Origin of the sequence: Pseudomonas fluorescens (assembly GCF_012974785.1) — a bacterium.
Taxonomy (GTDB): Bacteria; Pseudomonadota; Gammaproteobacteria; order Pseudomonadales; family Pseudomonadaceae; genus Aquipseudomonas; species Aquipseudomonas fluorescens_BT.
Window position 1 is genome coordinate 4,908,960 of the sequence record NZ_CP027561.1, and the last position, 12,450, is coordinate 4,921,409.

12 protein-coding genes are annotated in these 12,450 nt (G+C 61.9%); 4 read left to right on the forward strand and 8 right to left on the reverse strand.

Translation table 11 applies throughout. The annotated features are described in order from the left end of the window. The first annotated feature begins 221 nt into the window (after positions 1–221). From C6Y56_RS22290 to C6Y56_RS22300, 3 genes are all read left to right on the forward strand, one after another. A complete protein-coding gene (locus C6Y56_RS22290) occupies positions 222–1,541 on the forward strand; it encodes an MFS transporter (RefSeq protein ID WP_169431662.1) in 1,320 nt (439 codons plus the stop codon). Between the two features lie 302 nt (positions 1,542–1,843). Then, positions 1,844–2,119: a hypothetical protein gene (locus tag C6Y56_RS22295; protein WP_074688408.1), complete on the forward strand. Its 276-nt coding sequence runs from the start codon at positions 1,844–1,846 to the stop codon at positions 2,117–2,119. A gap of 124 nt (positions 2,120–2,243) precedes the next feature. Next, positions 2,244–2,873, forward strand: coding sequence for a flavin reductase family protein (locus C6Y56_RS22300; protein ID WP_169431663.1), 630 nt, complete (start codon positions 2,244–2,246; stop codon positions 2,871–2,873). A gap of 6 nt (positions 2,874–2,879) precedes the next feature. On the opposite strand, the gene C6Y56_RS22305 is transcribed toward C6Y56_RS22300, so the two are convergent. Together C6Y56_RS22305 and C6Y56_RS22310 are read right to left on the reverse strand one after the other, a co-directional pair. Beyond that, a complete protein-coding gene (locus tag C6Y56_RS22305; protein WP_096818378.1) occupies positions 2,880–3,122 on the reverse strand; it encodes a hypothetical protein in 243 nt (80 codons plus the stop codon). Positions 3,123–3,165: 43 nt separating this feature from the next. Continuing rightward, positions 3,166–3,519 (reverse strand): putative quinol monooxygenase, encoded by a 354-nt coding sequence (locus tag C6Y56_RS22310; RefSeq protein WP_119427821.1) that lies wholly within the window; start codon positions 3,517–3,519, stop codon positions 3,166–3,168. 336 nt (positions 3,520–3,855) lie between these two features. Between C6Y56_RS22310 and C6Y56_RS22315 the strand changes: the two genes are divergently transcribed. Next, positions 3,856–4,785, forward strand: coding sequence for an AraC family transcriptional regulator (locus tag C6Y56_RS22315; protein WP_169431664.1), 930 nt, complete (start codon positions 3,856–3,858; stop codon positions 4,783–4,785). Between the two features lie 165 nt (positions 4,786–4,950). Here the strand turns inward: C6Y56_RS22315 and C6Y56_RS22320 are convergent, their stop codons facing one another. The 6 genes from C6Y56_RS22320 to C6Y56_RS22345 all read right to left on the reverse strand — a co-directional run bounded on the left by C6Y56_RS22320 (position 4,951) and on the right by C6Y56_RS22345 (position 12,355). After that, positions 4,951–6,006, reverse strand: coding sequence for an ABC transporter ATP-binding protein (locus tag C6Y56_RS22320; protein WP_085709574.1), 1,056 nt, complete (start codon positions 6,004–6,006; stop codon positions 4,951–4,953). Positions 6,007–6,023: 17 nt separating this feature from the next. Next, on the reverse strand, positions 6,024–6,872 hold the full coding sequence (locus C6Y56_RS22325; protein WP_064599073.1) for an ABC transporter permease: 849 nt from the start codon (positions 6,870–6,872) through the stop codon (positions 6,024–6,026). Continuing rightward, entirely contained in the window at positions 6,869–7,777 is a 909-nt protein-coding gene (locus C6Y56_RS22330) for an ABC transporter permease (protein WP_169431665.1), read from the reverse strand. Before C6Y56_RS22330 ends, C6Y56_RS22325 begins: the two co-directional genes overlap by 4 nt. A gap of 172 nt (positions 7,778–7,949) precedes the next feature. After that, positions 7,950–9,053 carry an ABC transporter substrate-binding protein gene (locus C6Y56_RS22335; RefSeq protein ID WP_011335694.1) on the reverse strand — a complete coding sequence of 368 codons (1,104 nt, stop codon included), beginning with the start codon at positions 9,051–9,053 and terminating at the stop codon, positions 7,950–7,952. Between the two features lie 216 nt (positions 9,054–9,269). Next, entirely contained in the window at positions 9,270–10,718 is a 1,449-nt protein-coding gene (locus C6Y56_RS22340; RefSeq protein ID WP_169431666.1) for an aldehyde dehydrogenase family protein, read from the reverse strand. Next, positions 10,718–12,355: a 5-guanidino-2-oxopentanoate decarboxylase gene (locus C6Y56_RS22345; RefSeq protein ID WP_169431667.1), complete on the reverse strand. Its 1,638-nt coding sequence runs from the start codon at positions 12,353–12,355 to the stop codon at positions 10,718–10,720. Before C6Y56_RS22345 ends, C6Y56_RS22340 begins: the two co-directional genes overlap by 1 nt. Positions 12,356–12,450: the final 95 nt, after the last annotated feature.

Sequence of the window (12,450 nt, forward strand, 5' to 3'; positions counted from 1 at the left end):
CGGGCTTGCCCGCGAAGAGGCCGGCACAGACAACAATGACCTATCCGCCAGGGTGAGCGAATTTCCGCTCAATACAACTCATACATAAGCGGATTTCCGCTCATCCATTCTTCCCAGCCCCTCTAAACCGGCCCTCCCTCCGTTGGCACAGGTCCTGCTATAGCCCTCGCAGGCTGCGTCTCAACGCGCTCCACAAAAACAATTAAACGAAGGATCCTTCAATGGATAACTCCAACGCCCTGCCTCTGGGGTCGGCAGCCGTGCCGGCCAAAGAACGAACCACCGCCAGTCGCATCAAGTCGATCTTCAGCGGTTCCGTCGGCAACATGGTCGAGTGGTACGACTGGTACGTCTATGCCGCCTTCTCGCTGTACTTTGCCAAGACCTTCTTCCCCGCCGGTTCCACCACCGCCCAGTTGATGAACACCGCCGCGATCTTCGCCGTGGGTTTTCTGATGCGCCCGATCGGTGGCTGGCTGATGGGCCTGTACGCCGACAAGGTCGGACGTAAAAAAGCGCTGATGGCCTCGGTGTACCTGATGTGCTTCGGCTCCCTGCTGATCGCCCTCAGCCCGAACTACGAAACCATCGGCATCGGCGCGCCGATCCTGCTGGTGTTCGCCCGTCTGCTGCAAGGCCTGTCGGTCGGCGGCGAGTACGGCACCTCCGCCACTTACCTGTCGGAGATGGCAACCAGGGAGCGTCGCGGCTTCTTCTCCAGCTTCCAGTACGTGACCCTGATTTCCGGCCAGCTCATCGCGCTGGGCGTGTTGATCGTGCTGCAGAACATGCTGACCACCGAACAGTTGTATGCCTGGGGCTGGCGTATTCCGTTCGCCATCGGCGCACTGTGCGCAATCGTGGCGCTGTACCTGCGTCGTGGCATGGAAGAAACCGAGTCGTTCACCAAGAAAGAGAAGTCCAAGGAAAGCGCCATGCGCACCTTGCTCCGTCATCCGAAGGAACTGCTCACCGTGGTCGGCCTGACCATGGGCGGTACGCTGGCGTTCTACACCTACACCACCTACATGCAGAAATACCTGGTGAACACCGTCGGCATGAGCATCTCCGACTCCACCACCATTTCCGCCGCCACGCTGTTCCTGTTCATGTGCCTGCAACCGATCATCGGCGGCCTGTCCGACAAGATCGGTCGTCGTCCGATCCTGATCGCCTTCGGCGTGCTGGGGACGATCTTCACCGTGCCGATCCTGATGACCCTGCACACCATCCAGACCTGGTGGGGCGCGTTCTTCCTGATCATGGCGGCACTGATCATCGTCAGCGGCTACACCTCGATCAACGCCGTGGTGAAGGCCGAGCTGTTCCCGACCGAAATCCGCGCACTGGGCGTCGGCCTGCCGTACGCACTGACCGTGTCGATCTTCGGTGGCACCGCCGAATACATCGCGCTGTGGTTCAAGAGCATCGGCATGGAAACCGGTTACTACTGGTACGTAACCGCCTGCATCGCGGTGTCCCTGCTGGTGTACATCACCATGAAAGACACCCAGAAACATTCGCGCATCGTCACTGACTGATCCGGCAACGCGAATCAAAAAAGGGGCAGACCTTCACGGGTCTGCCCCTTTTTTCGTTGGCCGATCAGCGGTTCCTGGCGATTAATCGCTGGTTAATTCGCCGAAGCGATCCTGCACCTACCTGATCGATGACCTGCGCGACGCTCGCTCCGACGACGAAAGCGAATGGAATGCGCCGCCCTTAATATCAAGTTAATCGATTGTTTTTAGCATTATCTTGCGCTTTTTAATCAATTTAATTGGCGTAGCATGAATCCCATGCGAAACACATCGCCAACGAATTTCGAATCTGGAGAACGACCATGAAAACCAAACTGATCCTCGCCCTGACCCTGTCCGTACTGGCCGCCAACACCTTTGCCGCCGACGGTTCGGACAAAACCAAATCCGCCGACTTCATTTCCGGCGCCAGCGCTGCCATCGAAACCAGCCACACCGGCACCTATGCTGCTGACGGTTTCGACAAGACCAACGTCGGCAAAGCCGTGGCTGCCGATGGTTTCGATAAAACCGGCACTGCCAACGCCATCGCCGCCGACGGCTTTGATAAAACCGGTACTGCTGCAGCCATCAGTTGATCGCTGGATACACACACCACAGCCCGGCTTCGGCCGGGCTTAGTCATGTCTGGAGGACTGGAAATCAGCTGCCCGTCCTTGCACTATGGCCGCTCTCTGACAGCCGTTTCCAGGAACACCCGCCATGCCCGATGACATCCATTTCTACGAACCGGCCAACGGCCACGGCCTGCCTCACGATCCGTTCAACGCCATCGTCGGCCCGCGTCCCATCGGCTGGATTTCTTCGCAGGATGCCGAGGGCCGGCTGAACCTGGCGCCCTACAGCTTTTTCAACGCGTTCAACTACATTCCGCCGATCATCGGGTTCTCCAGCGTCGGTCGCAAAGACAGCCTGAACAACATCGAGCAGACCGGCGAATTCGTCTGGAACCTCGCCACCCGACCGCTGGCCGAGCAGATGAACCAGAGCTGCGCGATGGTCGCGCCCGAGGTCAACGAGTTCGAACTCGCAGGGCTGACGCCGGTGGCGTCGAAAGTGATCGCCGTGCCGCGCGTGGCCGAAAGCCCGGTGTCCTTCGAGTGCAAGGTCACGCAGATCATTCAGTTGCAGCGCGCCGACGGCGAGACCGTGCCGAGCTGGCTGGTGCTGGGCGAAGTGGTCGCCGTGCATATCGCCAAATGGCTGTTGAAGGACGGGATCTACGACACCGCCGCGGCAGAACCGATTCTGCGGGGCGGCGGGCCGGCGGACTACTTCCAGCTGGGGCCGGAGGCATTGTTCAAGATGTGGCGCCCGGGCGCCGTCAAGTAAACGCGATTACCAGATCAGCTCGGCGTCATCAGTGACACCCTTGAGCTTGTCCAGCTCGTTGATAGCCGCTTCATCGGCGGCAATGGCGCCAGGGAACACCTGGTCATTCAACAGCTTGTGAAAGCGTGGCGCACCGCCGTCGACCAGGGCCTTGACCGCGATTGCCGCGTGATAACCCTTGTTGCTGCCCAACTCGACGGGGACTACAGCGGATACCGCTTCGAAGTGTTCGAACTCTTTACGTGCCATGTCGCAGGTCCTGGCTCAGTCAAATAGGCTGGCCATTAAACCCTCAACCGGCGAGTTTGTGTATCGGCGCGCAACTTTGACCAAGCGCCTGCGCCGCCGACACGTCTTTAAACGTGTGGAAATCCAGGCTGTTGACCACCAGGTCCTGCACCAGCTCGGCAAAGACTTCCATCGACGGGCTGCTGAAATAGGCGGTCATCGACTGTTGGTTGCTCCAGAAACCGGAGACCAGCCACAGCTCGGGATCACACTGCGAATGCTGCAAGGAAAAGCTCAGGCAACCGGCGGCGGCACGAGACGGCTCGATCAATGCGCTCAGGCGCATACCGAGTTCCGCCGAGCGTCCGGCGCGCGCTCGAACGAAGGCCATATGACTGACGGGAATCTGCTTGGACATGTTCAACCCTCCCAGGGAGTCGCGTGGCAGCCGGGGACGGGCTGCGACAGGATCCAAGGTTAAGGGCCGGGCAGCGCTCACCGTTAGTCGATTCCTGCCGTCGCATTGCACAATCCTGCGAGACTGTCTTGCACACCTGTAACCAGTCGTGAATTGCTGTCACCGTCCTGTCACACCGGTTTCGGGCAATTCTGACGACCTGCGTCCTGCTATGGCTGGGCGAGCCAACAACCCAATGCAGGATCAGGCAAGCATTTCGCAGGATGTGTCTACCGCTTGCGCTTGCACAAACTTATGCTCTGCCCCATTCCACCGACTTTGCCGAGGATGCCGCACATGACGTCATTCGATCGTTTTCAAACGCCGCCCGATGCCGACATGGAAAAGCAGCGCGAGGAACTGGCGGCGATCATTCGCCGCAACACCTGCGAAGATGGCAGCTATGCCACCGCCGTCGGCTCGCTGTTCATGTCGCGCCACACAAAATCCCATGACTTCGCCCCGGTGCTCGCGCAACCGGCGCTGTGCATCATGGCCCAGGGTCGCAAAGAGGTACGGCTGGCGGACGAATTCTTCAATTACGATCCGCTGAATTACCTGGTGGTATCGGTTTCGATGCCGTTGAGCGGTCGGGTGGTGAATGTCTCGCCCGAAGAGCCGATCCTCGCCGTGCGCCTGGACATTGATCCGGCGGAAATCACCGCGCTGATCGCCGACGCCGGCCCGATGGGCGTGCCGACCCGGCCGACCGGGCGTGGTCTGTATGTGGAGAAAATCGACAGCGCCATGCTCGATGCGGTGCTGCGTCTGGCCCGCCTGCTCGACGCACCGAAAGACATCGCCATGCTCGCGCCACTGATCCGCCGGGAGATTCTCTATCGCCTGTTGCGCAGTCCGCAGGGCCATCGGCTGTATGAAATCGCCATTGCCAACAGCCAGAGCCACCGCATCAGCCAGGCGATCAAATGGCTCAACGGCAACTTCGAACAGCCGCTGCGCATCGATGATCTGGCGAAGGAAGTGAACCTCAGCGTCTCGACGTTGCATCACCGCTTCAAGGCGATGACGGCGATGAGTCCGTTGCAGTATCAGAAGCAGCTGCGCCTGCAAGAGGCGCGGCGGTTGATGCTGGCTGAGGGGCTGGAGGCTTCGGCGGCGGGGTATCGGGTGGGGTATGAAAGTCCGTCGCAGTTCAGTCGTGAGTACAGCCGGTTGTTTGGCGCGCCGCCGCTAAGGGATCTGGCGCGGTTGCGGCTGACCGTCTGATCTGGATTATTGCGTCGCGGCTACTGGCCTCTTCGTCGGATCGCCGCCCGGACCAAGCCCGCTCCCACAGTGACTGGTGTCTACTACAAAGCTTGTGTACGACGAATAACCTGTGGGAGCGGGCTTGCCCGCGAAGAGGTCGGCAGAGCCAGCATCAAATCTGGATCAGGCGCCCAACACCCGACACGCCTCACTCGGCAACGTCACCGACACCGGATGCCCGATCCCCAGCCCGATGCCCTGACACGGCGTACTCAGCGCCGTAAAGGTCACCCCGGAACATTCCACCGTAGTCTCGATCGTCGCACCGATATCCCGAACGAACGTCACCTTGCCCAGCAGGCGATTGCCCGCCGTGGCCTGGGGCGCCGACAGTTGAAGGTCTTCGGGGCGGATCAGCATTTTCACCTTCTGCCCGACCACGATGCTGCTGCAGATCGGCACTTGCAGGGCATCGCCGCCCGGCAGCACGACCTTGCCATCGCCCAGCGCGGTGGCCGGGAAGATGTTGCCGGAACCGATGAAGTCCGCGACGAATTCGTTGGCCGGATGCCGATAGATTTCAATCGGCGTACCCACCTGCTGCACCCGATGCTCACCGAGGACCACCACGATGTCGGCCATGGTCATGGCTTCGCGTTGATCGTGGGTCACCATGATCGTGGTGATGTTCAGGCGTTGTTGCAGCTGGCGGATTTCCACCTGCATCGACTCGCGCAACTTGGCGTCCAGCGCCGACAGCGGTTCGTCGAGCAGAAGGATTTTCGGGTGCGAGGCAATCGCCCGGGCAATCGCCACGCGCTGACGCTGGCCACCGGAGAGTTTCGCTACCGGACGGTCGATCATCGGTTGCAGCTGGATCAGTTCCAGCAATTCCACCACCCGCGCCTGTTGATCGGCCTTGCTCACGCCGCGCAGTTTCAGCGGGTAGGCGATGTTCTCGCCCACGGTCATATGCGGAAACAGCGCCAGCGACTGGAATACCATGCCGAAGTTGCGCAGGTGCGCCGGGGTGTGGCCGATGTCCTCGCCGTCCAGGCGGATCTCGCCGCCGGTGAGGGTTTCCAGCCCGGCGATCATTCGCAGCAACGTGGTCTTGCCGCAACCCGACGGGCCGAGGAAGCACACCAGTTTGCCCTCGGGCAAATGCAGGTTGACGTCTTTTACCGCGCAGGCCGAGCCGTAGTGTTTCTCGACGTTTTCCAGAATCAGACCAGACATAAAATCACCTCAAGAAATCAAAAGGACACGCCACCCTCGCCCACCAGCTTCTCCAGCGCCCAGATCAGGACGAAGTCGATCAGCACGATCAGCACGGCAAACGAGAACACGGTAGGGTCGAGCGATGACACGGTGCGGCTGTACATCCAGATCGGCACGGTCATGACGTCGATGGTGTAGAGAAAATAGGTCACGGTGAATTCGTTGAACGAGACGATGAACGCCAGCAGCATCCCCGCCAGAATCCCCGATTTCATCAACGGCACCACCACGTCGACGATGGCCCGTAGCGGCGAGGCGCCGAGCATCTGCGCGGCCTCTTCGACTTCACTGCCGATGGAAAGCATGGCCGCCGTGCAGTTCTTCACCACGAAGGGCAGCGCGAGAATCACGTGGGCAATGACCAGCCGCGAAGTCGTCATGTGGAACGGCAGGCTGTCGAACACCAGCAGCAAGGCCAGCCCCAGCACCACCATCGGAAACACCAGCGGCAACGACATCAGTTGCAGCGCCACGCCCTTGCCACGGAACTCGCAACGGGTCAGCGCGTAGGCCGCCGGCACCGCGATCAGCGTGGCGAAAATCATCGTCAGGCACGCCACCAGCAAACTGGTACCCATGGCCTGGCCGAGGCTCAGCACATCGCTGGCGTCCGGCGAGACAAAGGTGTGCCACGCCGCCTTGTACCACTGCAGGCTGTAGCTGCTCGGCGGGAAGTCGAGGTTCGACGCACCGCTGAACGACATCACGATCATGGTCAGGATCGGCAGCACGGCCAGGAACAAAATGATCCCGGAGAGGATGCCGGCAAACTTGCCGGTGTCGCCCGGCAGCAGCGACTGACGCTTCTTGATCAGGGCACTCATTGCGAAGCCTCCAGCAGACGGCGACGGCGGCCGGTGATGTATTCGGACAAGGTCATGATGGCGAGCGTAGTGACGATCAGCACCACCCCGGCGGCGGATGCGGCGGGCCAGTTCATCAGCGGTGCGATCTGGTCATGCACCATCACCGCGAGCATCGGCACGCGCCGACCGCCGAGCAGCAACGGCACCACGAAGCTGCTGGCGTTGTAGGCGAACACCAGGGTCGCGCCGGTGATGATCCCCGGCAGGCTCATCGGCAACACCACCTGGCGGAACACTTGAAAGCGACTGGCGCCCAGCGTCGCGGCAGCTTCTTCGTAGCTGCGGGCGACACCGCGCATGGCGCTGGCAATCGGCAGCACGGCCAGCGGGAACGCGGTCTGCACCAGGCCCATCAGCACGCCGTTCTGGTTGTACAGCAACATGATCGGGCGCTTGATCAGACCGAGGCCCATCAGGGTCTGGTTGAGCATGCCGCCGGGGCCGAGGATCACCAGCCAGCCATAGCTTTGCAGCAGCAGGTTGACCAGCAGCGGCAACAACACCGCCGCCAGAAAAATCCGCCGCACGAATGGCGAGGTCAGGCGCGACATGGTGTACGCCACCGGGATCGCCAGCACCACCGCGATCACCGCGCTGATCAGCGCCAGACGCAAGGTCAGCAGCAACGATTTGAGGTAGTAGGGTTCGAGCAACTGGGCATAACTGGCCAGGCTGAAACCGGACCACTCCGCGCCCTTGGTGCCGACACTCATGCGCAGCACCAGCAGGCTGGCGGCAATCAGCACGCCGAGAAACAGCATCGACGGCGTGAGAAAAAACCACGCCCGGGCGGTCGGCGAAAGACCGCGCGCCGAGCGCACGTCACCCGCGCCGACCGGTTGGGTCAGGGATTGATGTTCCATAGCAATGATCTCGTCAATGGAAAAACAACGGCTTCAAGCTCACCTTGGCCCTCTGTGGGAGCGAGCCTGCTCGCGAAAGCGGCGGGTCAGTCAACCCATGAAGCGACTGACAGATTGCATTCGCGAGCAAGCCCGCTCCCACAAGGTTTCTGTGGTGTCTGGAAGTACGGCGTCAGGAAGAAAAGATTTCCGTGTAGCGACGAATCCACTGGTCATGCACGGTCGCCAGGAAGGCGTTGTCGTGCATGATCGCCTTCTCCGCGATCTGCTCCGGGGTGAGGATGAACGGGCTCTTGCGCGCTTCGGCGGAGATGATCGCCTTGGCGTTGACCGGGCCGTTGAAGATGTCTTCGGCCATCTTGCCCTGCACCAGCGGGTCGAGGGAGTGGTCGATGAAGGCGTAGGCCAGGTCGGTGTCGCCCGGACGGTTCTTCGGCATCACCGAGAGCATCAGGTCGGTGTAGAAACCTTCCTTCATGCCGAACGTGGCGCCCAGGCCATAGTTCGGGTCGCGGATCTGCTTGGGGAAAAACGCCGGGGCGTAGAGGCCGCCCATGTCCAGGGAGCCGGTGCGGAACAGCTCGGCGATCTGGTTCGGGTTTTCGCCCAGGGTCACCACGCGGTCTTTCAGTTCGGCGAGTTTCTTGAAGCCCGGCTCGATGTTGTGCTCGTCACCACCGGCCAGTTTGGCGGCGATGATGATCAGGTCCATCGCCTCGGTCCAGTTCGGCGGCGGCAGGAAAATGTTCGGCGCAAGGTCAGCATCCCACAGCGCAGCGTAACTGTCCGGCGCTTCCTTCTGGGTGCGGGTGCTGTAGACCAGACTGTTGCACCACAGCAGGTAACCGATGCCGTGACCGTTGGCCCCGGTGCGGTATTTCTCCGGAACGTCGATCAGGTTGGGAATGCGGTTGAGATCGGGTTTTTCCAGCAGCCCGGCAGCGGCCAGACCTTCGGCGCCAACGCCGGCCAGGGTGATGATGTCGTACTGCGGACGATCACCGCCGGCCTTGAGTTTGGCGACCATTTCCGAAGTGCTGCCGGTGCGGTCGGCAATCACTTTGGCGCCGGTCTTGGCTTCGAACGTTGCGGCGATATTGCGCAGTGCGGCGAGGCCCGTGTCATCGGACCAGGTCAACAGGCGCAGGGTTTTGCCGGCAAAGCGGGTGTCGCTGGCACTGGCCCGGATGAAGGGCATGCTCATGGCCGCCGCAGCCACCGAGGCCACGCCGACGGTTTTGATGAATTGACGCCTGTTCAGATCGTGCTCGCCCATTTAGGACTCCCATTTTTTTGTAAGTATGAGACTGATCGCAACCCTTGCATCTGCGTGACCGGAATTGCTCAAGCGCCCGGTTTCAAAGGGCTTGAGCGTGGTCTGCGGGTTCATCCTGAGGTCGTGCAAAACACCTGACTATCGATAAAAACTCATTGAAGCCATGACGCCGGCGCATGCCTCGTTGCGAGGCATGCACTCACCTTTTTCGGGCATTCAGAGCGCGCGGATCACGTGCTTGATTTCCTGGAACGCCGCCAGGCCCCACGGCCCCAACTCGCGGCCGATGCTGCTCTGCTTGTAGCCGCCCCACGCCGTCTGCGGGAAGATCACCTGCGGCGCGTTGAGCCACACCAGCCCCGCCTGCAAGGCGTTGGCGACCCGATCCGCGGTCTCGGCATTACGCGTGACCACGCTGGCGACCAGACCGAACTGACTGTCGTTGGCCAGGGCAATCGCCTCGGCTTGCGTAGCGAAACTGCGAACGCAGATCACCGGCCCGAAGATCTCTTCACACCACAGCGCACTGTCGAGGGGCACTTCGGTGAAGATCGTCGGTTGCAAGAAATAGCCGCGCGGCAGATCGGCGGGACGATTGCCGCCACAGATCAACTTGGCACCGGCGCTCAATCCACGGTCGATATGACCGAGCACGCGTTGGTATTGCGCCTGATTGACCAGCGCGCCCATCTCGACTTCCGGATCGAACGGGTCGGCCACACGGATTTTTTCCGCGCGGGCCTTCAAGCGAATCAGGAATTCATCGGCGATTTCATCGGCAACCAGCACTCGGCTGGTGGCCGAGCACATCTGCCCGGCGTTGAAGAAACCGCCACCGCAGGCCAGCTCCACCGCCAGATCCAGGTCGGCGTCTTCCAGGATCAGCAGCGAGGATTTGCCGCCCAGCTCCAGGCTCACGCCCTTCACGGTTTCAGCGGCGCGTTGCATCACTTGCACACCGACGGCGTTGCTGCCGGTGAAGGAAACCTTGGCGATGCGCGGGTCCGCCGACAGCGGCGCACCGACCGCAAGACCGGTGCCGCACACCAGGTTGAACACGCCTTTTGGCAGACCGGATTCAGCGATGATGGCCGCCAGCTCCAGTTCCGGCAGCGGCGTGACTTCCGACGGTTTGAGTACCACGCAGCAACCGGCGGCCAAGGCCGGGGCGAGTTTCCACGCGGTGGTGACCATCGGGAAATTCCACGGCACGATCAGCCCGACCACACCGCACGGCTCGCGGCGCAGACGTGCGCTGAAGTCATCGCTGGGCAGCGGCACGTTGCTGTCGAGTCTGGCGTCGAGGCCTTCGGCGAGTTCGGCGTAGTACTCGAACGTGGCGATCACGTCGTCGACATCGATGCCCGCTTCAAACTGCGGTTTGCCGTTGTTGCTCGACTGCAACTTCATCAAGTGATCACGACCGTTGCGCACGCCGTTGGCGATGTTGCGCAGGATCGCGCCGCGCTCGGCACCGGTGGTTTTCGACCAGCCCTTGAAGGCTTCGGTCGCTGCCGTTACCGCTTGATTGACGGCGCTTTCGTCGCCGCCATTGACCGTGGTCAGCAGCGCTTCGGTGGCCGGGTTGATGACGCGCAGGTGTTCTCGGCCGGCGGACCATTGGCCGTTGATGTACAGGCCGTCGAGTGTGGTCGGGAAATTCATCATTGGGCCACCGCCTTCATCCATTGGGTCTGGTCGATTTCGATCAGGGTCGGGCCCTGGCGATCGGTGGCGGCGCGCAGTGCACCGCGCAGATGTTCGGCCGAGCTGATCGCTTCTGCTGCACAACCCAGTGCCTTGGCCACACCGATGAAGTCCGGGGTGTAGATGTCCACGCCCACCGGCTCGATGGCGCGGTTGACCATGTATTTCTTGATCTCTTCGTAACCCTGGTTATTCCACAGCAGGATGATCACCGGCGTGCGCGCCTCCACAGCACTGGCCAGTTCCGGCAGGGTGAATTGCAGACCGCCGTCGCCGATCAGGCACACCACCGGCGCACGAGCGCCGCGTTCGAGGTTGCCGCCAAGCCATGCGCCAATCGCCGCCGGCAAGGCGTAACCGAGGGTGCCGTAACCGGTGGACGAGTTGAACCAGCGGCGCGGACGCTCCGGGTTGAAGGTCAGGTTGCCGGTGTACACCGGTTGCGTGGAGTCACCGACGAACACCGCGTTCGGCAGTTCGTGCAGCACGGTTTCGAGGAAACGGGTCTGGGCCAGAGTCGGCGCGTCCCAAGTTGCGGCCAGGTCTTCACGCAGACGCGCGGCGCGGACCTGCCCCCAGTCGTTGCGGCGCTCGGCCAGCGGTTTGTGCGACAGCGCGCTGAGCAGCGCTTGTGCGGCGTTGCGCGAGTCGGCCACCAGCGCCACGTAAGGCGGGTAGTTGCGCACGGTCTGGTCGGGATCGATATCGACGCGCAGCAACTTGCCGGGGATTTCGAAGCCGCCGGCGAAGGTCACGTCGTAGTCGGTTTCCGCCAGTTCAGTGCCGATCGCCAGCACCACGTCGGCATCGGCCACCAGGGCGCGGGTCGCCACCAGGCTCTGGGTCGAACCGATCAGCAGTGGATGGCTGGACGGCAGCATGCCTTTGGCGTTGATGGTCAGAGCCATCGGTGCGTCGAGCAGTTCGGCCAGTTCGGTGAGTTCGGCAGCCGCGTCGATGGCGCCGCCACCGGCGAGGATCAGCGGACGCTGAGCGCCGGCCAACAGTTCGGTCATGCGGCTCACGGCGGCCGGCGCGGCACCGGCGCGGTCGATGTTGACCGGCACGCTGGCCAGCAGTTCGTCGGCTTCTTCGACCAGCACGTCCAGCGGAATTTCGATGTGCACCGGACGCGGACGCCCGGCCTGGAACAGCGCGAAAGCACGGGCCAATACGCCCGGCAATTCGGACGCCGACATCAGGGTGTGGGAGAACGCCGCCACGCCGCCGACCAGTGCGCTCTGGTTCGGCAGTTCATGCAGCTTGCCGCGTCCGCCGCCCAACTGATTGCGAGTCTGTACGCTGGAGATCACCAGCATCGGGATCGAATCGGCGTACGCCTGGCCCATGGCGGTGGTGATGTTGGTCATGCCCGGGCCGGTGATGATGAAGCACACACCCGGTTTGCCGCTGGTGCGGGCGTAGCCGTCGGCCATGAAGCCGGCGCCCTGTTCGTGGCGCGGGGTGACGTGGTTGATGCTCGAACGGGCCAGCCCGCGATACAGCTCCACGGTATGTACGCCGGGAATGCCGAACACCTGCTCGACCCCGTAATCTTCGAGTAACTTGACCAGTACTTCGCCACACGTCGCCATGTCTTTGCCCTTCTTGTTCGTTGAGGCACCGGGCTTTAAAGGAACCGGTGATTGGCCTCATTGAAACGGGCGACCCGTAGCCGCAACAATCGATA